Source organism: Polaromonas sp., assembly GCF_030680935.1.
Lineage (GTDB): Bacteria > Pseudomonadota > Gammaproteobacteria > Burkholderiales > Burkholderiaceae_C > Polaromonas.
The window spans coordinates 1-19,898 of record NZ_JAUXUP010000019.1 but is presented as its reverse complement, the minus strand read 5'-3'; the positions used below and the strand labels follow the sequence as shown (position 1 = coordinate 19,898).

15 protein-coding genes and 1 pseudogene are annotated in these 19,898 nt (G+C 62.7%); 7 read left to right on the top strand and 9 right to left on the bottom strand.

Going from position 1 to position 19,898, the window contains the following annotated elements:
* The first annotated feature begins 3 nt into the window (after positions 1 to 3).
* The 3 genes from Q8L50_RS05380 (at position 4) to Q8L50_RS05370 (ending at position 3,762) form a co-directional block, all read left to right on the top strand.
* Entirely contained in the window at positions 4 to 1,461 is a 1,458-nt protein-coding gene (locus Q8L50_RS05380) for a DUF1800 domain-containing protein (RefSeq protein ID WP_305347633.1), read from the top strand.
* Positions 1,462 to 1,488: 27 nt separating this feature from the next.
* The gene (locus tag Q8L50_RS05375) at positions 1,489 to 2,826 is read left to right on the top strand and encodes a DUF1501 domain-containing protein (RefSeq protein WP_305347632.1); all 1,338 of its coding nucleotides are present in this window, start codon (positions 1,489 to 1,491) and stop codon (positions 2,824 to 2,826) included.
* 117 nt (positions 2,827 to 2,943) lie between these two features.
* Positions 2,944 to 3,762 carry an NUDIX domain-containing protein gene (locus Q8L50_RS05370; RefSeq protein WP_305347631.1) on the top strand — a complete coding sequence of 273 codons (819 nt, stop codon included), beginning with the start codon at positions 2,944 to 2,946 and terminating at the stop codon, positions 3,760 to 3,762.
* On the opposite strand, the gene Q8L50_RS05365 is transcribed toward Q8L50_RS05370, so the two are convergent.
* The 5 genes from Q8L50_RS05365 to Q8L50_RS05345 all read right to left on the bottom strand — a co-directional run bounded on the left by Q8L50_RS05365 (position 3,759) and on the right by Q8L50_RS05345 (position 11,199).
* The gene (locus Q8L50_RS05365) at positions 3,759 to 4,985 is read right to left on the bottom strand and encodes a multidrug effflux MFS transporter (RefSeq protein ID WP_305347630.1); all 1,227 of its coding nucleotides are present in this window, start codon (positions 4,983 to 4,985) and stop codon (positions 3,759 to 3,761) included. The genes Q8L50_RS05370 and Q8L50_RS05365 overlap by 4 nt on opposite strands.
* Before the next feature lie 18 nt (positions 4,986 to 5,003).
* The gene (locus Q8L50_RS05360; RefSeq protein WP_305347629.1) at positions 5,004 to 6,668 is read right to left on the bottom strand and encodes a Na/Pi cotransporter family protein; all 1,665 of its coding nucleotides are present in this window, start codon (positions 6,666 to 6,668) and stop codon (positions 5,004 to 5,006) included.
* 95 nt (positions 6,669 to 6,763) lie between these two features.
* Positions 6,764 to 7,264 carry a signal peptidase II gene (lspA, locus tag Q8L50_RS05355; RefSeq protein ID WP_305347628.1) on the bottom strand — a complete coding sequence of 167 codons (501 nt, stop codon included), beginning with the start codon at positions 7,262 to 7,264 and terminating at the stop codon, positions 6,764 to 6,766.
* On the bottom strand, positions 7,264 to 10,083 hold the full coding sequence (gene ileS, locus Q8L50_RS05350; protein WP_305347627.1) for an isoleucine--tRNA ligase: 2,820 nt from the start codon (positions 10,081 to 10,083) through the stop codon (positions 7,264 to 7,266). The genes lspA and ileS overlap by 1 nt, the downstream gene beginning before the upstream one ends.
* A gap of 105 nt (positions 10,084 to 10,188) precedes the next feature.
* Complete coding sequence (locus tag Q8L50_RS05345; RefSeq protein ID WP_305347626.1) at positions 10,189 to 11,199, bottom strand: bifunctional riboflavin kinase/FAD synthetase; 1,011 nt, start codon at positions 11,197 to 11,199, stop codon at positions 10,189 to 10,191.
* A gap of 159 nt (positions 11,200 to 11,358) precedes the next feature.
* Here Q8L50_RS05345 and Q8L50_RS05340 point away from each other — a divergent pair, with 159 nt between their 5' ends.
* Positions 11,359 to 11,916 carry an HNH endonuclease gene (locus Q8L50_RS05340; protein WP_305347625.1) on the top strand — a complete coding sequence of 186 codons (558 nt, stop codon included), beginning with the start codon at positions 11,359 to 11,361 and terminating at the stop codon, positions 11,914 to 11,916.
* Between the two features lie 553 nt (positions 11,917 to 12,469).
* Here the strand turns inward: Q8L50_RS05340 and Q8L50_RS05335 are convergent.
* From Q8L50_RS05335 to Q8L50_RS05325, 3 genes are read right to left on the bottom strand one after another with little or no spacing between them, the layout of a single operon-like run.
* Complete coding sequence (locus Q8L50_RS05335; protein ID WP_305347624.1) at positions 12,470 to 13,846, bottom strand: alpha/beta fold hydrolase; 1,377 nt, start codon at positions 13,844 to 13,846, stop codon at positions 12,470 to 12,472.
* 58 nt (positions 13,847 to 13,904) lie between these two features.
* The gene (locus Q8L50_RS05330; RefSeq protein WP_305347623.1) at positions 13,905 to 15,020 is read right to left on the bottom strand and encodes an acyl-CoA dehydrogenase family protein; all 1,116 of its coding nucleotides are present in this window, start codon (positions 15,018 to 15,020) and stop codon (positions 13,905 to 13,907) included.
* Between the two features lie 17 nt (positions 15,021 to 15,037).
* Complete coding sequence (locus Q8L50_RS05325) at positions 15,038 to 16,219, bottom strand: acyl-CoA dehydrogenase family protein (RefSeq protein ID WP_305347622.1); 1,182 nt, start codon at positions 16,217 to 16,219, stop codon at positions 15,038 to 15,040.
* A gap of 154 nt (positions 16,220 to 16,373) precedes the next feature.
* On the opposite strand from Q8L50_RS05325, the gene Q8L50_RS05320 reads away from it, so the two are divergent.
* The 3 genes from Q8L50_RS05320 to Q8L50_RS05310 all read left to right on the top strand — a co-directional run bounded on the left by Q8L50_RS05320 (position 16,374) and on the right by Q8L50_RS05310 (position 18,860).
* Entirely contained in the window at positions 16,374 to 17,567 is a 1,194-nt protein-coding gene (locus tag Q8L50_RS05320) for an MFS transporter (RefSeq protein ID WP_305347621.1), read from the top strand.
* A gap of 12 nt (positions 17,568 to 17,579) precedes the next feature.
* Complete coding sequence (purN, locus tag Q8L50_RS05315; RefSeq protein WP_305347679.1) at positions 17,580 to 18,176, top strand: phosphoribosylglycinamide formyltransferase; 597 nt, start codon at positions 17,580 to 17,582, stop codon at positions 18,174 to 18,176.
* Positions 18,177 to 18,305: 129 nt separating this feature from the next.
* The gene (locus tag Q8L50_RS05310) at positions 18,306 to 18,860 is read left to right on the top strand and encodes a fasciclin domain-containing protein (protein WP_305347620.1); all 555 of its coding nucleotides are present in this window, start codon (positions 18,306 to 18,308) and stop codon (positions 18,858 to 18,860) included.
* A gap of 55 nt (positions 18,861 to 18,915) precedes the next feature.
* Here Q8L50_RS05310 and Q8L50_RS05305 read toward each other — a convergent pair.
* Positions 18,916 to 19,898: pseudogene (locus tag Q8L50_RS05305) on the bottom strand (transketolase C-terminal domain-containing protein); the annotation flags it as partial.

Here is a 19,898-nt window from a genome sequence, read left to right as displayed (position 1 = left end):
CCCATGCCGACCACAGCCCCCATCGCCAGCCTGCTTGCTCTTGCCCTCGCGGGTTGTTTCACCCTCACGCCGTGGCCGGTGCATGCCCAGACCGACGGCGCCATCGGCGGATCTGCCAACACAGCCGCTGCCTGGCGGGCCAGTTCACGCCTCGGGTATGCGCCCACGCCGGCCTCGGCCCAGTCCGCCTCGGCCGACCCGCGCGCCTGGGCCTTGCAGCAGGTGCAAGCCGCTTACGCAGCCAGCCGCCGCCCGCCCAACATTCCCGCAGAACTGTCACGTTTCAATGCGCCGCTGAACGACATTGCACGCGACTTTCATGTCGAACGAGAGGCACGCCGAACCCGGCGTGATCAGCCTGCCCCCACCGCGCCTGGGCAGGCCATGCAACCAGCGGCTGGCGGTGACGAAGCCTTCAGCCGCGAAATGGCCCAAAGCGCCGCCGCCTGGCGCCTGATGGCCTGCAGCGACCCGGCGCTTGAAAACCCGCTGCTCGCGCGCATGACCGAGTTCTGGTTCAACCACCTCAATGTGTTTGTTGGCAAGGGCCCGGTGCGGCCTTTTGTCGGGCATTACGTCGTCAATGTGATTCGGCCCCATGCGCTGGGCCGCTTTGAAGACCTGTTGCTTGCCAGCGCCCAGCACCCTGCCATGCTGCTCTATCTGGACCAGGCGCAAAGCAACAACCGTGGCCTGAACGAAAACTACGCCAGGGAGCTGATGGAGCTGCACACCCTGGGTGTCAACGGCGGCTATACCCAGAGCGATGTGCGCGAGCTGGCGCGCATTCTCACCGGCTGGACGGTGAACCTGCGCGGCGGCGAGGGCTTCCGGTTTGCCGAGCGCCTGCACGACACCGGCGACAAAACCCTGCTGGGCCGCACTTACGTGAACCAGGGCGAGGCCGAAGGTCAGGAGGCGATTCGCGCGCTGGCGCGGCACCCGGCCACGGCGCGGCGTATTGCCACGCGGCTGGCCAGCTTTTTTGTAGCCGACCAGCCGCCGCCTGCGCTGGTGGAGCGTTTGAGCAAAATCTTTCTCAGCACCCAGGGCGACATGCGCGCCATGATGCAGGCGCTGGTGGCCGCGCCCGAGTTCTGGGCCGCAGGCAACAGCCTGTTCAAGACGCCGCTGGACTTTGCCTGTTCGGCATTGACCGCTGCGGGCGGCGTCAAGGAGCGTCGCGACATCGTTCAGACCCTGGGTTTTCTGGCGCAGGCCGGTCAGCCCATGCACGGCTGGCAAACACCCGATGGTTACAAGACCGACGCCGCCACCTGGCTGGCGCCCGAGGCGCTGACCAGGCGTGCCGACTTTGCCATGGGTGTGGCGCAGCGTATGCCGGAACCGGTTTACCTCAACGCCTTTTTGAGCCCTGCCACGCGCGAGCGGATTGCGCTGGAGCCACTGCCCTTGCGCACCGGCCTGGTCCTGGCCAGCCCCGATTTCATGCGCAAATAAGCGCCAAAGAAACACCAAGGAAGCGCCATGCCTTTGAAGCCACCCTTTTTGCACCGCCGCAGCCTGCTGGGCCTGGGCGCACTGTCCGCCTTGTCGCTGCGTGCCGGCGTCTGGGCGCAGCCGCTGCCTGGCGGCAACGCCCCACTAGAAGGCGGTCGCCTGGTGGTGGTGTTTTTGCGCGGTGCCTATGACGGCCTGTCGGCGCTGGTGCCGTATGCCGACAGCGACTACTACGCGTTGCGGCCCACCATTGCGATCGCCGAGCCCGATGGCACGGCGCAAACCGCCCTGCGGCTGGACAAGACCTTTGCGCTGCACCCGGCGCTCAGCCCCTTGCTGCCGCTGTGGCAGCAGGGCGTGCTCGGTTTTGTACCGGCGGCCGGCTTGCCCGCGCCGAACCGCTCGCATTTTGATGCGCAGTACCAGATGGAAATTGCGCAGCCTGGCAAAACCAGCGGTGCGCCCGGTTGGCTCAACAAGCTGGCCGGCCTGCGCAGCGGCCCTGCCGCTGCACTCGGCGTGGGTGAAGCGAATCCGGCGATTCTGGGCGGGCCGGCGGCCGTCAAACTGGTTCCGCGCGGGCAGGCCGCCGAGCGTACCGGCGTGTTGGCCAACGACAAAACGCGCCAGGCCTTGCTTGATCTTTATGCGGGTGACGACAAGATCAGTGAGGCCTTTCGCCGGGGTGCGGGTAGCCGCATGCAAAGCGCGCAGGAGCTCAGCACAGAAAAGGCTGCTGCCGGCGTCCGGCGCAATGCCATGGCCGAGCGCCAGCTGGACCGCGACGGCACACCGGCCAGCGCCCAGGCGCAATCGGCACAAATGCTGGCCGCCAGCAACGGCGCGCCCGACCCGGTTGGCGCGCAGCTGGACGCGCAACACCTGGGCACGCTGATGCGCAACGACCGCAGCCTGCGCCTGGGGTTTTTGTCAGCGGGCGGCTGGGACACCCATGCCAACCAGGGTGCAGCCACTGGCCAGCTCGCCAACAACCTGGGCAATCTGGCGCGTGGCATTGCGCAGTTGCGCCAGGACTTTTCCGAACCTGGCGACGTGATTGTGGTGATGAGTGAGTTTGGCCGCACCAGTGCAGAGAACGGCACACGCGGTACCGACCACGGTTTTGGCAACGCGATGTGGCTGATAGGCAACCGCGTGGCCGGCGGGCGCTGGCACGGGCAGTGGACCGGTCTGGCGCGCGGCAACCTCAATGAAGGCCGGGATCTGCCGGCGCACCACGACTACCGCGCGGTGCTGGCACAGGTGCTGCGCCGCACCTTTGCGCTCACTGACACGCAACTCGCCACCGCGCTGCCTGGCGCCAGCTGGGACCGGCGGCTGGATGGCCTGCTCGCCAGGTCTTGAGTATTTTTGGCTTCCAGCCCTTATGCCACTTGCGTAAGCAGCTACTGTTTTAATAGCAAATTTGACCGGCCTGCCTGTGCCGGTGGGAGCCAGGCAGGCGCTGCGTTTTAATACCGCATGCGCCCACCCGTTTTTGACCCGACCCAACTGCGCGCGCTGCGTGCCGCCGCCTCTCAACCGCCCCTGCGGCCCCGTGTGCCGCTGTGGTCGGGCGCGTCGGTGATTGGCTCGGTAGAACCCGGATTTTTGGATCAATTAGGCCTTCAGCCCCTACCGGACGGGCGTATGCAGCTACTAAAAGAAGAGCGGCCTGAAGGCCCTGGCTGGCACCTGATGGGCGATGTGACGACCGGACTGAACCATCTGGCCGACGTATTGCGGCGGGCCGGCCTGGCCGGTGCCTGGCGTGACGAGCAACTGTCGGTGAATGACCAGCATGGCCGCCGGCTGGGCACCGTTGAGCGCGCTGCGGTGCGCCCGCTGGGCATCAGCACACAAGCCGTGCATCTGGTCGGGCAGACGCCTGATGGCCGCTTCTGGGTGCAGCAGCGCGCGTTTACCAAACCCAACGACCCGGGTTTGTGGGACACCCTGATGGGCGGCATGATCTCTGGCGCCGACACGCTGGAAAGCGCCCTGGAGCGTGAGACCTGGGAAGAAGCCGGGCTGCACCTGGCCGACCTGCAGGGGCTGCGTTATGGCGGGCGTATCCACACCTGCCGCCCTGCCCGCGATGGTCGCGGCGCGGGTTATCTGGATGAACACCTGGACTGGTACCACTGCACCGTAGCCGACGGCCTCGTGCCGGTGAACCAGGACGGCGAGGTGGACAGCTTCGCCTTGTTGGAGGGGGAAGAGCTGCTGCAAAAAATGCAGGACCAGGAATTCACGCTGGAAGCGATGCTGATCCAGGCGGCGCTCTGGGGCGCCAGTTAGGAAACTGCCTGGCCGATCTCCGGCCAGCGGCGGTGCAGGTACAGCCAGGCCAGCAGGCCAATGCCCATCATGCCCAGCGAGGTGGCCGCCAGCGCGACGGTGGAGTGCATGATCAATGGCGCGATCACTCCGGCCACGATGCCGTTGGCAGTGGAGCCGACAAAAGCTTGCAACGAAGAAGCCATTCCTCGCCGCTCGGGGTACAGGTCGAGCACCAGCAGCGTCACCACCGGCACCATCAGGGCCCAACCGAAGGCGAACACCGCGATAGGGAACAGCGCCCAGGACACGTGCGCCTTGAACAGTAAATTGGCCGCGAGGTTGACAACTGCAATCAGCAGCATGATGACAAAGCCGTGGCGAATCTGCTGCTTGGGCGCAATCTTGCCGGCCATGCGGCCACTGACCCAGGCACCGGCCATGATGCCAGCAATGGTCAGCACAAAAAACCAGAAAAATTCTGTAGGCGCCAGCCCCAGGTGTGAGCCCAGAAATTCAGGCGCAGACAACACATACAAAAACATGCCGTTGAACGGCACCCCGCTGGCCAGCGCCAGCAAAAAAAAGCGTGCGCTGGAGCCCAGTTGCCAGTAGCCGCGCATCAGGTTCTTCACGTTGAAAGGCTGGCGCTGCGATACATGCAGCGTCTCGGGCAGCAGTTTGTAGTTGGCCGTCCAAAGCAGCACACCCACCCCGGTGAGGAACCAGAAGATCGCGTGCCAGTTGGTGTGCACAAACAGCCAGCCGCCAATGATGGGCGCAATGGCCGGGGCCACGCCGAAATAAATCGTCACCTGGCTCATGACTTTTTGCGCCTGGGCCGGTGGAAACATGTCGCGTATCACCGCGCGCGACACCACAATGCCGGCCCCGGTGGACAGCCCCTGTAGCGCCCTGAAAAACACCAGCTGGCCAATACTTTGCGACAGCGCACAGCCAGCCGAGGCCACGGTGAACATCGCAATGCCCCACAACACCACCGGGCGGCGGCCAAAGCTGTCGGCCATTGCGCCGTGAAACAAATTCATGAAAGCAAAGCCGAACAGGTAGGCCGACAGCGTCTGTTGCATTTCGACCGGTGTGGCACCCAGCGAGCGCGCAATGCCGGTGAAGGCCGGGATGTAGGTGTCGATGGAAAACGGCCCCAGCATGCCCAGCAGGGCCAGCAGCACCGCCAGCATCCAGCGCGGCGCGCGCCAGAGCCGGTCGGCGTCCGGGTTCATGCGTGGTCTACCCGTTGGTCAGCGCAACTCATCGGTCAGCACACTCTGGCGCAAGCGATTCGGCGCCAGGGCACCGGCAGAGTCGAGGATGGGGTAAGCGATGGAGCAGATGTGCGAGTTGATGCGTTTCAGGTCGCTGATCAGGTCGATGTGCAGCGAGCTGGTTTCTATGCTCTGCATGGTGTTGTCGGACAGCCGGCCCAGATGCGTGGTGGCGTAGGCGCGCTCCAGGTCGCGAAAGCGCGCCTTTTCTTCCAGCAGTTTTTGTGCGTCGCGCACGCTGCCATTCAAAAACACGCTCATGCTCAGGCGCAGGTTGTCGATCAGGCGCTGGTGCAGCTCGCAGATTTCGGCCATGCCCGCCTCAGAGAAGCTGCGGCCCGGCTTGATCTTCTTGTCCTCGATGTCGATCAGCACACGTTCGATGATGTCGCCGATCTGCTCCATGTTGATGGTGAAGCTGATGATGTCGGTCCAGCGCCGGCTTTCTTCTTCACCCAGCGCCTCGCGCGAAATCTTGGTCAGGTAGTACTTGATCGCCGAATACAGCTCGTCCACCGTGTCGTCGAGTTTGCGCAGTTCTTCGGCCAGCCGCAAGTCGTTGTGGCGTATGACCTTGAGCATGCCATTGAGCATGCTTTCCACCACATCGGCCTGGTGCAGCGCTTCACGCGCCGCGCAGGAAATGGCCAGCGACGGCGTGGCCAGCGCCGAAGGGTCCAGGTGGTGCGGTCGGGCACCGGGCGCACTGCCTTTGTCAGGGCGTGGCAGAAATTTTTCTGACCAGTGCGCCACCCAGCCGATAGAGCCAATAAAAGCGATGCCGACCGCCAGGTTAAAGGCCAGATGAAACAGCACCACCATGGTGGCGGTGGCGCCCAGATACGGCGACACATGGCGCAGCCACAGGCCTACAAAAGGCGCGGCAATCAGCACACCCAGCAGTTTGAAGATCAGGTTGCCCAGCGGCACCTGCCGCACCTCGATGGCCGAACGGGCGGTGGTCAGTACCGCCAGCAGGCCGCTGCCCAGATTGGCACCCAGCACCAACCCCAAAGCCACGTCTGGCGGAATCACGCCCGAGCCAGCCAGCGTGGCTGTCAGCAGCACAATCGCCAGGCTGGAATACGACACCACCGCCAGCACCGCGCCGACGGTGATCTCCAGCAGCAAATCGCTGCTGAGCGTGCCCAGCAAGGTTTTGACGGCCGGGTTGGCCGTCAGCACGCCGGTCGAGTCGGTGACCAGCCGCAGCGCCAGCAGCATCAACCCCAGGCCAATCAGGATGCGCCCGAAGCGCCCCACGTTGCTGGACTGGCGCGAGATGAACAGCACCACGCCGGTAAAAATGAACAGCGGCGACAACCAGGACAAATCGAATGAAAACAGCACGGCCATCAGGCTGGTGCCGATGTCGGCGCCCAGCATCACGGCCAGCGCCAGGGGCAGTGCGATCAGTCCCTTGCCCACAAAAGACGAAACAATCAGGGCAGTGGCGGTGCTTGATTGCACCAGCGCTGTCACCCCAAGACCAGACAGTGCAGCGGTGAAGCGGTTGCCGATGCTGCGTGCCAGCACCTGGCGCAAATTGGCGCCGAACACGCGCAGGATGCCGGTGCGTACCAGGTGGGTGCCCCAAACCAGCAGCGCTATGGCTGCCAACAGATTCAACAAGTGCTTCATAAGGTCAAGCGGCCACTATAGTCTGAGCAGTTCGTCCGTGGAGAAATAGCGACGCCTTGAGAGGTGGGGCAGGAGGACGCGCGACAAGCAAGGACTCATTTGGTTCGCTTGACGCGCAGCAGCTCATCGAGAATCAGGCAGACGGCGCCTATGGTGATGGCGCTGTCGGCGATGTTGAATGCCGGGAAGTGCCAGCCGGCGTAGTGAAAGTCCAGAAAATCCACCACGTATCCGTACAGCATGCGGTCCAGCACATTGCCGACGGCGCCGCCCAGAATGCAGGACAGGGCAAACGCGAACAGTTTTTGCCCGGGGTGCGACTTGAGCATCCAGACAATGAAGATCGTGGCGGCAATGCCTATGCCGGTAAAAAACCAGCGCTGCCAGCCGCCCGCATTGGCCAGAAAGGAAAAGGCTGCGCCGCTGTTGTGCACCCGCACTACATTGAAAAAGCTCGTCACGTAGGTGGCGTCACCAAGCTGGTAGTAACCAAGAATCAACACCTTGGTGAACTGATCGGCAATAAACAGGATCAGCGCGAGGCCCAGCCACGGGAACAGGCTGGCGGACTGGGTTCCAAAGGTGGTTTTGGCCATTATGCGAACTTCCTGTCTTCACCCGCACCGAAGAGGTTACTGGTGCAGCGGCCGCACAGGCCAGGGTGTACCGCATCATGCCCGACATCGGCGCGGTAGTGCCAGCAGCGCTCACATTTGGTATCTAAACTGGCTTTGACCCTTGTGGATTGTGCGCTACCTGCTATTAATTCAATAGCAGATGTGATGAACACAAACTTCAGGTCATCGGCCAGGCTGGCCAACAAAGCGTGGTCGTCGGCCGTTACCTGCAGCGTCACGTCGGCCTGCAGCGAGGAGCCCACCTTGCCGTCGGCCCGCAGCACTTCGATGTCTTTGTTGACGGCATCGCGCAGTTCTCGGATGCGGCTCCATTTCGCCAGCAAGGCATCGTCTGGCGCGGCCAGCTCGGCATAAGTTTCCATGAAGATCGACTCGGAGCTGCCAAACACCGTCCACGCCTCTTCCGCCGTGAAGCTCAAAAACGGTGCCATCCAGCGAAGCATGGCGTGTGTGATCTGGTGTAGCGCGGTCTGTGCGCTGCGCCGGGCCAGCGACTTGGGTGCCGTCGTGTAGAGGCGGTCTTTCAGGATGTCGAGGTAAAACGAGCCCAGGTCTTCGCTGCAATAGATCTGCAGTTTGGAGACCACCGGGTGAAACTCATACACCTCGTAGTGCGCAAGAATGTCGGCCTGCAGCTGCGCCGCGCGGCTCAGCGCGTAACGGTCGATCTCCAGCATCTGCTCATACGGCACGGTGTCTTTCGCCGGGTCAAAGTCACTGACATTGGCCAGCAGAAAACGCAGGGTGTTGCGGATGCGGCGGTAAGCATCCACCACCCGCGCCAGAATTTTGTCGTCGATGGCCAGGTCGCCCGAATAGTCGGTGGAGGCACACCACAGGCGGATGATCTCTGCGCCCAGCTTGCCCGACACCTCTTGCGGTGCCACCACATTGCCTTCGCTTTTGCTCATTTTTCGGCCCTTGCCGTCCACCGTGAAGCCGTGTGTCAGCAGGCCCTTGTACGGCGCATGGTCGTACATCGCGCACGAAGTGAGCAGCGAGGAATGGAACCAGCCGCGGTGCTGGTCGTGGCCCTCCAGGTACAGGTCGGCTGGCCAGGTGGATTGGGCCGCGTGGCTGTGGCGAAGCACATGGTCGTGCGTGGTGCCCGAGTCAAACCAGACGTCGAGGATGTCGGTGCTCTTGATGTAATCCGGCGCGTCATTACCGATGATGGACTCGGCCGTGGCCTTGCTCCAGGCCTCCACCCCACCGGCCGCCACCATGCTTGCTGCCTGGTCCATGATTTCCATGGTGCGCGGGTGCAACTCGCCCGTGGCGGTGTGGATAAAAAACGGCAGCGGCACGCCCCAGTTGCGCTGGCGGCTGATGCACCAGTCGGGTCGGCCTGCGATCATGTCGCGCAGGCGGGTTTTGCCGTTTTCCGGGTAGAAGCTGGTCTCGTCGATCGCGTTCAGCGCGAGCTGGCGCAGAGTTTGCGGCGCCTTGTCTTTGGTGAAAACGCCTTCGCCTTCGTCCATGCGCGCAAACCACTGGGCGGCCGCGCGGTAGATCACCGGCGTCTTGTGGCGCCAGCAGTGCGGGTAGCTGTGGGTGATGGTTTCGGTGGCAAACAGGCGGCCAGCGTCGCGCAGGGCGTCGATCACCAGCGGCGCGGCTTTCCAGATGTTCAGGCCGCCAAACAGCGGCAGCTCATCGACATAACGGCCGTTGCCCTGCACCGGGTTCAGGATGTCGTCATAAGCGATGCCATTGGCCACGCAGGAGTTAAAGTCTTCCACGCCGTAGGCAGGCGAGGAGTGCACGATGCCGGTGCCGTCATCGGCGGTGGCGTAGTCGGCCAGAAAGACCGGGCTCAGGCGGCGGTAGCCGGCATCGACATCGTGCAGGGGATGCATGAAATTGAGCAGGGCCAGATTTTTGCCTGGGGTTGTCGCGAGCACGGTGCCGGTGAGTTTGAAGCGCTCCATGCACTTTTCAACCAGTGAGGCGGCCAGCAGCAGGATGCCGCGCTCGGTATCAACCAGCGCGTACTCCAGTTCGGGGTTCAGGTTCAGCGCCTGGTTGGCGGGGATGGTCCAGGCGGTGGTGGTCCAGATGACCGCAAACGCGTCTTTCGCCAGGCCCTTCAGGCCAAAGGCCGCGGCCAGTTTGTCGGGCTCGGCACACTTGAAGCCGACGTCCAGCGTTTGCGACTTCTTGTCGGCGTATTCGATCTCGAACTCGGCCAGTGAAGAGCCGCAGTCAAAACACCAGTACACGGGTTTCAGGCCCCGGTACACAAAACCGCGTTCCATGATGCGTTTGAGCGCTCGGATCTCGTCGGCTTCGTTGCCGGGGTTCATGGTCAGGTAAGGATTGGCCCATTCACCGAGCACGCCCAGGCGCTTGAAGTCCTCTTTCTGCGCCGCGATCTGCTCGGTGGCAAAAGCGCGGCTTTTGGCCTGCACGTCGTCTCTTGAAAGATTGCGGCCATGGAGTTTTTCGATGGCGTTTTCGATCGGCAGGCCGTGGCAGTCCCAGCCCGGCACATAGACCGCGTCCAGCCCTTTGAGCTGGCGCGCCTTGACGATCATGTCCTTGAGAATTTTGTTGGCGGCGTGGCCGATGTGGATCTGACCGTTGGCGTAGGGCGGGCCGTCGTGCAGCACAAACTTCGGTTTGCCGGCACGCACATCGCGCAGCTTTTTGTAGATGCCCTTGTCGTCCCATTCCTTGACCCAACCGGCTTCGCGCTTGGGCAGGTCGCCGCGCATCGGGAAAGGTGTATCGGGCAGGTTCAGGGTGCTGCGGTAGTCGGTTTTGGTATCAGGCATGGAATACTTCTGTTGAGGCGGGCTGCGGGGGCAGGGCCGCCGTGATGCGGATCGGGAAGGCAAGCCGTTGCCCGGGAGGGGCGGGGCCAGAGGCGACGAGATCGTCTAAATTCGGTCGCGTGTGGTCTGGCGGCTGGTTTCCGTGTGCATGGACGCAAAAAACGCCCGCGCGTCGTCACAGTCTCTGGAGATGCCCGCCTTGAGGCTGTCCAGACCGTCGTATTTCAGCTCGTCGTGCAGTTTGTGTAGCAGTTCCACACGGATGATTTTACCGTATGCCCCCTCGGGGCCCAGGTCGGCCGGCCAGCTCAGGCAATGGGTCTCCAGTAACACGCGTCCGCCATTGACATCTGCAGCGTCCAGCGAAGGCCGTATGCCGAGGTTGGCGACGCCGTGCAGGGGCTGCTCGCCCAGGCCAAACACCTGCACCGCAAAAATCCCGCTGGCCGCCGGTTTCCAGTGCGAAAAGCGCAAATTGAGGGTACGAAAACCCAGATCGCGGCCCAGCTTGCGGCCATGCACCACATGGCCCGAGATGCTATAGGGCCGGCCCAAAAGGCTGGCCACCCGGCTCATGTTTCCCTGGCCCAGGGCCTCCCTCACTGCCGAGCTGGACACCCGGGTGTTGCTGACTTCATAGCTGTTCATGCGGGCCACATCAAAGCCGAGGCCTTCACCGGCGGCGTCCAGCACGGCGTAGTCGCCCGTGCGTTTGGCGCCGAAGCGGAAGTCGTCACCCACCAGCACGTAGCGAACACCCAGGCCCTTGACCAGCACATCCTCGATGAAGGCTTCAGCCGGCTGGGCGGCCAGCCGCGCATTGAAGGGCAACACCACACACTGGTCGATGCCGCAGCGCGCCAGCTCAGTGAGTTTGTCGCGCAGCGTGGCAATACGCGCCGGCGCCAGTTCGGGTTTGCGCGCGCTTGCTGCAAAGTAGTCGCGCGGATGGGGCTCAAAGGTCATCACGCAGCTGGGCACGCCCCGGTGCTGGGCCTCGTTTTTCAGCAATGCCAGCATGGCCTGGTGGCCGCGATGTACGCCATCAAAGTTGCCAATGGTCAGCGCACACTGGGGCGCAAGCTGGGGGTGCAGGTATCCGCGAAAGATCTTCATGGGGGAATTATCGTTTTAATAGCGCCGGGAGTCGGTGGGATGCGGCTCCAAAGGCCAAACAGGCCCATGCAGGGCGCTTTGTCATGAATTGCCTGTATATTGAGGGCTCAGACAGTTTGAGTCCGGTTCCATGCGTTTTTATAAATGTTGGAGGTTCGTTTGAAGGTCTTGAAACTCTCAGCCCAGGGCTTGCCACAATCGTGGATCAGCCTCGAACAAGCGGTTTTGCACTATGCATCCGATGAAGTGCGCTGGGAGATGGGTGCGCGGGTGGCCACGTTTCATGGTGGTCACAACGCCATCACGGGCAACCAGTCCATCATCACCGTCAACAGCATCATTGGCACCAAGGGCGTGCCCAACATCAACCCCTTCAACCTCAAGCCGGGGCTGACCAACGGCAAGCTGTTTGCCCGTGACCGTAATGTGTGCGCCTACTGCGGCGACCATTTTCACGAGGAAGAACTGACGCGTGAACACATCATCCCGTTTGCGCAAAACGGCATCGACACCTGGATGAACGTGGTCACCGCCTGCCGCGCCTGCAACCACCGCAAAAGCAGCCGCACGCCCGAGCAGGCCAACATGCCGCTGCTGTACACACCGTATGTGCCCAGCCTGTGGGAAGACTTCATTTTGCGCAACCGCCGCATCCTGGCGGACCAGATGGAGTTTTTGATGGCGCATGTGCCGAGGACTTCGCGGCTGCTGGTTTGAGTTTGGCGGGGCAGCTATCCCGGTGCATCAGGTACGGCGCGGTTGTTCCGTAGTTTCTCGGACGAATCAAAGTACGGTTCTCCAATACGAAACTTCCCAATCAGGGTTGATGTGAATCGTTGGAACATACCTGCTTGGTTGGAGCAAGAAGTCCTGGCCAGAGACGCATCCTGCGTTTACTGCGCAATCGACTTTTCGGTGCCGTCCCCGACGCGTGGGGCCAAGGGGTCTTGGGAGCACATCGTCAACGACGAAAAAATCGTCACTCGCCAAAATATTACCAAGTGCTGTATCTCTTGCAACTCAAGCAAGGGAGCAAAAGAGTTGCGGATTTGGCTTGCGTCAGGCTACTGCAGGCGCAAAGGCATATCTGAAGTTACTGTTGCCCAAGTGGTGCGCGACATGTTGTCTACTTCCGCAGCACAGTCAGGCGATCAGTAGTCCGACCTACGCGATTTGCTGGCCGGTCTTAGGAGCTAGACGCGTTCCAGCAAGTCACGATCTCATTCGGGACTCGTCAGTTGCCGCCAGAATCTGGCGGCAATTGACGACCTCAGTACGTCAGCTCCAGCACCACCAGATGGTTCTCAGCCACAGGCCAGGTCCGCCCGGTGATTTTTTCTCCGTTGAACTCCGCAGAAATCGGGCGCACGCCGTCTACCGCCAGATTGATCTTGGCGCTGGACACGCCTGCGCCGGCAGGCGGCACGCCTGGCAGCGCCTTGCCGTCGAACGACATCTTGTCGCGCGCGGCATCGAAGTAGCCGCGTGGCCGGTTCAGGGTGACGCTGGACTTGGCGGTTTTGTCGGCCTCGGCCAGACGGTCTGCGCGCATGTGAATCAGCTGGCTGGAGCGTCCAAACGGGCTGCGGTAGATGTGTGTGGTCGCATATCCGGGGGCAGTGATCACAAACTCGTAGGGTGTGCCGGCTTGTGCGGCGAAGGGCCCCCAGATACCGTCGCTGCCCACGGTTTTGGTGTGCACCGCATTGCCGATGCGCGCGCCGGTGGCGGCGTCGGTCGCGTACACCGCCAGTTGCGCGCCCGGCAACGGCAGGTTGTTGGTGTAGTTGCCCGATGCCGGGTCGGTCGGGCTCAGGCCCAAGCCGGTGATCTTGCCGTTCAGCACCACCGGCGCTGCCGGCTGGACGGCTGTGGTCTGCGGGGCTTTGCCGGTGATGAAGCGGTAGGTCGCGTCAAAAGCGGCGGGCGAAAAAGATGTTTCGCGGTGGTCCACACGCGGCAGCACCGTGTTGGTCGCGCCCTTGAGCGCCGGGCCGTCAAACGTGACGTTGGTGGCTGTGCCTTTGGCCCCTATCCACAAGCCGTCGGGCTGGGCAAACTTGTCGTTGTTGTCCGAGCGCAGTGTCAGCCACTTGACCGGGCCGGTCACCTCGTCACCTGCGGCGTTTTTAGGCGCATTGAGCCCGGTCAGGAAAGGGCCGGTGCCAGAGAACTCATTGGCTTCGCGGAAACCCTTGATGGCCCAGACGCCATGATTCGGCGTGCCACCAAGGATGGCGTGGCTGGCGCGGCTGGCGCCGCCGCCGTTGTAGATGTAGTTGCGAATCGCATTGCCGCCGCGCGAGTTGCCGACCAGCACGACCTGGCGCGCGCCGGTGGCCTGCAGCACCGTGTCCACTTCGGCCTTCAGGTAGGCCATGTGTTCTGCCGTTGATGTGCGGCCCGGCTGGGCCTTGCCGTCTTCGTCGCGCGCCAGCGGGTAGGGCAGGTCGATCGCATGCAACCGATCGCGCGGCCAGCCATTGGACTCAAAACGCCAGACCGTGCTTTGCCAGATGGAGGCGCTGTCGCCGTTGCCATGCACAAAAACAATCGGCGGCTGCGACTCGAGGCTGGGTGCTGTGGCACAGGCCGCCAGCAGCAGGCTGCTGGCGAGGACGGCAAAGAGGCTGCGACGTGAGGTCATGGTTTGTCTCCCGATGAAAAAAGCCCGCGTGGCGGGCTGGTTGTTGTGGTGATCGTGATCAGGCAAAAACGCCTGCGGTGTCCTGCATGCGGGCCGAGACCTCGCCTAGGTGGTGCAGGGTGTCGCCGAAACTCATTTCCATTTGTGTCAGCTTCTTGAAGTAATGGCTGACGATGTATTCGTCGGTCACGCCGATGCCGCCGTGCAGTTGCACCGCCTGCTGGCCGACAAAACGCATGGAGTTGCCGAGCTGGTACTTGGCTCGGGCCAGCGCCGCGCGCCGCTCTGCGGCTGGGGCGTTGAGTTTGAGCGAGGCGTAATAACTCATGGAGCGGGCCAGCTCCAGCTGCATCTTCATGTCGGCCACACGGTGCCGCAGGGCCTGGAAGCTGCTGATAACCACGCCAAACTGCTTGCGTGTGTTCATGTACTCGACGGTGATGGCCAGGGTTTTGTCCATCACGCCGACGGCTTCGGCGCAGGTGGCGGCAATACCGATGTCCACCGCATGTTCCAGTGCCGTGAGGCCGTCCAGGGTGATCAGCGTGGCCGGCGTGTCCTTCAGCACCACGTCGGCAGCGCGGCCGCCGTCCTGTGTGCCGTAGCCGCGTGTGGTGACACCGGCGGCCGTGCGTTCCACCAGGAACACCGCGATCTCGCCGTTGGCCAGCGCCGGGACAATGAAAGCGTCGGCCTGGTCACCGGCGGACACTACGGTTTTCGTAGCAGACACGGTCCAGCCGGCGGGGGCTGAAGTCGCTTTTGCTTCGCAAACATCAAGTTTGTAGCGGGCCTTGCGCTCCTGCGAGGCCAACACCACCAGCGCTTCGCCGCTGGCGATTTTTGGCAGCCAGTCGGCTTTGACCGCGTCTGGCGCGTAGCCGGCCAAGACGGCTCCAGCGATCAACGCCTGCGCCAGGGGCTCGGCCACGATGCCGCGGCCCAGCTCTTCCATCACCACCATGCCTTCAACCGGGCCCATGCCCATGCCGTCATTGGCTTCCGGAATGTAGAGGCCGCACAGGCCGAGTTCGGCGAGCTGGCCGTAGGCTTCGCGCGAGAAACCGCCGGCTTTGGCGATGCCGCGACGGCGCTCGAAGTCATAACCCTTGTCCACCCATTTGCGGACCGCGTCGCGCAACTGTTCCTGGTCGTCTGTGAAATCGAAATCCATGTTGTTGTTCCTTCTGGTCAGCCGAGCACGAATTGGGAGACGATATTGCGCTGCACCTCATTGGAGCCGCCGTAAATCGTGGTCTTGCGCAGGTTGAAATAGGTGGAGGCCAGCGGCGCATTGGCGGTCACGCCGCCAGGGAAGTCGCCTTGCCAGCCGGCTTCCATGGCTTCTTCTATAAAGGGCAGGCTGAAGGGGCCGGCGGCCAGCATCATGAGTTCGCTGTAGCGCTGCTGGATTTCGCTGCCGCGGATTTTCAGCAGACCGGCGATGTCCAGCGAGTTTTTGCCCGATTTTTCGGCCGAGAGTACACGCAGCACCAGCATTTCCAGCGCCACCACATCGACTTCGAGCTTGGCTATTTCGTCGCGAAAGCGGGCATCGTCGTACACACCTTCGGCCTTGGCGATACGCTTGAGCCGCTCCAGCTCGCGCTTGGCCCGGTTCACGTCAGCGATGTTGGTGCGTTCGTGGCTGAGCAGGTGTTTGGCGTAAGTCCAGCCCTTGTTTTCTTCGCCCACCAGGTTGTTGGCCGGCACTTCGACATTGTCGAACCAGACCTCATTGACCTCGGCCTCGCCGTCCATCAGCACAATCGGGCGCACGGTGACACCGGGTGACTTCATGTCGATCAGCAGGAAGCTGATGCCGGTTTGCGGCTTGCCTTCGGTGCTGGTGCGCACCAGGCAGAAAATCCACTCACCGTACTGGCCCAGCGTGGTCCAGGTTTTCTGGCCGTTGACGATGTATTTGTCACCCACACGCTCGGCGCGGCATTTCACCGACGCCAGGTCCGAGCCTGAGCCCGGCTCGCTGTAACCCTGGCTCCACCATACTTCGCCGCTGGCAATGCCGGGCAGAAAGCGCTGCTGCTGCTCGGCGCTGCCAAAAGCCATGATCACCGGCGCCACCATCACCGGGCCGAAAGGCACGACACGCGGTGCACCAGCGAGTGCGCACTCTTCTTCAAACAGGTGTTTTTGCACCGCGTTCCAGCCGGGGCCGCCAAACTCTTTGGGCCAGCCATGACCGAGCCAGCCTTTTTTGCCGAGGATTTTGGCCCAGCGCTGCATGTCGTCGCGCGACAGGCGCAAGGCGTTGTGCACTTTGTGCGAAATATCGGCTGGCAGGTTGGCACCTACCCACGCGCGTATGTCTTCGCGGAATTTCTGTTCTTCAGGCGTGAAAGCTAAGTCCATGAGGGTCGTGTCTCCATCGTTTCCAGTAACTCCGGCGTTTTTAGCACGGTCGTTCGGAATTTTATGTCCCAGTTGGGACAAATAGCGAGCGATTCCACTTTGCAGAACACGGGCGCGAATCGATGGCTGGCCGGGCCGGGATAATCAGTACATCTTGCCTTCGTACCGCACCATCATCAGCGCCCTCAGTGTCGGCCAGATTCTTGTCTGGGCCATCATGTATTACGGCTTTTCCTCGTTTGTGCTGCCCATGCAGCGCGACATGGGTTGGAGCCAGCCGGACATCATGGGGGCGTTCACCCTGGGTCTGATGGTCTGGGGCCTGGCGACCTATGCAGTGGGCGCGGCGATTGACCGGGGGCGCGGGCGTGCGGTGCTCAGCGGTGGTGCGCTGCTGGGCGCTGTCGGTTGCGTGCTCTGGTCGCAGGCGCACAGCCTGCCACTGCTTTACGCCGCCTGGGCGCTGCTGGGGCTTGCCATGGCGATGACGCTGTATGAGCCGGCCTTCATGGAGATCACCAAACGCTTTCCCGATCGCTACCGCCAGGGCATCACCACCATCACGCTGGTCGGCGGTTTTGCCAGCACGCTGTCGTTTCCGGCGGTGGCCTGGCTGCAGGCCCGCCTGGGGTGGCGCCCGGCCTTGCTGGTGATGGCGCTGGCCCTGCTGCTGGTGGCGCCACTGCACGCATGGGTACTGCGCGGTGCCTGGAAGCGGCCGCTGATACCCGGCGAGGCACCGGTGGAAGTCGCGCAGGACCAGGCGACGCTTCGACAGGCCATGCAAGGCCGGACCTTCTGGCTGCTGACAGCCACCTTCACGCTGTACACCTTTGCGTTGTCCACCGTCTGGGCGCACCTGATGCCCGCCTTTGAGTCGCGCGGGTTATCGCAGACCGAAGCGGTGGCCGTCATGGTCTGGTTCGGGCCTGCGCAGGTGGCCGGGCGTTTTGCGTTTTTGTGGCTGGGCCGGGGCCTGAACCACCGGGTGCTGGGGCTGGTGGTGCTGGCGCTGTTTCCGCTGGCCCTGGTGATTTTTGCAGTGGGCCAGCAAGCGCTGGTGCTGGTGCTGTTTGCCGTGCTGTTTGGTGTGGCCAATGGCTTGATCACGATTGTGCGCAGCAACATCGTGCCCGATTTTTATGGCCGCGAACACGTAGGGCGCATCAGTGGTGCGATGTCCGGCATTGCGTTGTGCACCCGCGCCGCCGCACCCTTCCTGACCGCCTGGGTGTTGCTGGATCTGGGTGGTTACAGCGGCCTGATCTGGCTGCTGGTTGGTATGGCGGCGGTGTCACTGTTGCTGTTTGCGCTGGCCAGGCCGCCGCAGCAGGGCGAGTCGCGATAATGCGGAGCCATGATGTCCAGCAAGCCAAATAACATTGTCATCCTGATCTCTGGTGCCGGCTCCAACATGGCGGCGATTGTGCGTGCGGCGCAGGAACAGGACTGGCAGGGCGCCTTCGGCGCGCGTATTGCGGCGGTGATCAGCAACCGCCCACATGCCGCTGGACTGCAGGTTGCGCAGGCTATGGGTGTGATCACGGGCGTGCTGGACCACCAGAGTTTTGACTCGCGCGAGGCTTTTGATACTGCACTGATGCAACAGATTGACAGTTACCAGCCGGCGCTGGTGGTGCTGGCCGGATTCATGCGTATTCTCACGCCGGGTTTTGTGCAGCACTATGCAGGGCGGCTGATCAACATTCACCCTTCGCTGCTGCCGGCTTTTCCCGGCCTGCACACGCATCAGCGCGCGATTGATGCAGGCTGTGCAGAGGCCGGTTGCACCGTGCACCAGGTCACCGCCGAGCTGGACCACGGGCCCCTGCTGGCGCAGGCGGCCGTGCCGGTGTTGCCGGGCGACAGCGCGGACACGCTGGCCGCACGTGTGCAGGCGCAGGAGCACCTGCTCTACCCGCAGGCGATACACGACTGGTTGCGCGCAGCAGCTTGAGGAAACATCTCGATACCCGAGTCTTTTGAGTGGGTGAATCCAGTGCTGTGCACACCCCGTATTGAAGTTGGCGGCTGACATCCCATTCTGGATGCCCGCCCATTGTTCAACTTCACCAAAGGTACTCCCATGCAAACGAAACACAAACTGGCCTCCATCGGCCTGGCTATTGCGATGTCCGTCGCCGCGGCATCTTCCTTCGCACAGGTGATGGTGGGTGGCGCGCCCATGCTGGCTTCCAAAGACATCATTGACAACGCCGTCAACTCCAAAGACCACACCACCCTGGTCGCCGCCGTCAAGGCTGCGGGCCTGGTTGATACCCTGAAAAGCGCCGGTCCTTTCACCGTGTTTGCACCGACCAACGCTGCTTTTGCCGCCTTGCCAGCCGGCACCGTGGACACCCTGCTCAAGCCTGAAAACAAGGGCATGTTGAGCGGCATCCTGACCTACCACGTGGTGGCGGGCAAGATGGATGCCGCAGCATTGACCAAGGCGATTGCCGACGGCAAAGGCTCTGCCATGCTGAAAACCGTGGCGGGCGGCACGCTGACGGCCAAGGCCGCAGGCGGCAAAGTGATGGTGAGTGATGAAAAAGGTGGCTCGGCCACAGTCACGATCGCCGACGTGTACCAGTCCAACGGCGTGATTCACGTGGTGGACAAGGTGCTGTTGCCCAAATGATTTCAGGCAGGCCTCACGGTTTGCGCCGCTTGGGGGCTTTTGTTTGTTTGCCCGACTACTGCGATGCGAGCTGGTGCCGCGCTGCCTTGACAATGCTGGCGGCATCGACGCCAAAGAATCCGCGCAGCGCGGCCCGTGTATCGCTGCGGCCGAAACCGTCGGTGCCCAACGTCAGGTAGCTGCGTTCGGGCGGCAGGAAGGCGCGGATGCTTTCCGGCACTGCGCGCACGTAGTCGGTGGCCGCGATGATGGGGCCTTCGCTGGAGTTGAGTTGCTGCGCGATGAAGGTCTCCGTCGCGGCTTCACCGGCCAGCGCACGCCGCTGGCAGGCGGCACCGTCGCGCGCAAGTTCGCTCCAGCTGGTGACGCTGAAAACGGTGGCTTCAATGCCTTGTGCTGCCAGTTGCTCTGCCGCCTTGATCACCTCGGTCAATATCGCGCCAGAGCCCATCAGCGTGATTCTTTCAAGCCTTTTAGGGCTCTGGCCCTTATCCAGCGTGCGTGAATAGCTACTGAATTGATAGCATCCCCGGAGGATGTCTGCTTCTGCGCCGGGCCGCAGGTCCGGCTGGGCATAGTTCTCGTTCATCAGCGTGACGTAATAAAAAACGTCCTGCTGTTCCACCATCATCTCGCGTACGCCCTGGTCGATGATGACCGCCAGCTCGCAGGCAAAGGCCGGGTCGTAGGCCTTGCAGTTGGGAATCGTTGCTGCCACCAGGTGACTGGTGCCGTCCTGGTGTTGCAGGCCCTCGCCGCCGAGCGTGGTGCGGCCTGAAGTGGCGCCCAGCAAAAAGCCGCGTGCGCGTTGATCAGCCGCGGCCCAGATCTGGTCGCCGACACGCTGGAAGCCGAACATCGAGTAATAGATATAAAAGGGCAACATCGCCAGCCCGTGCACGCTGTAGCTGGTGGCAGCCGCCGTCCAGCTGGCCAGCGCGCCGGCTTCGCTGATGCCTTCCTCAAGAATCTGTCCGTCGAGCGCCTCGCGGTAACTCAGCACCGAGCCGATGTCTTCCGGCGCGTACTTCTGGCCCA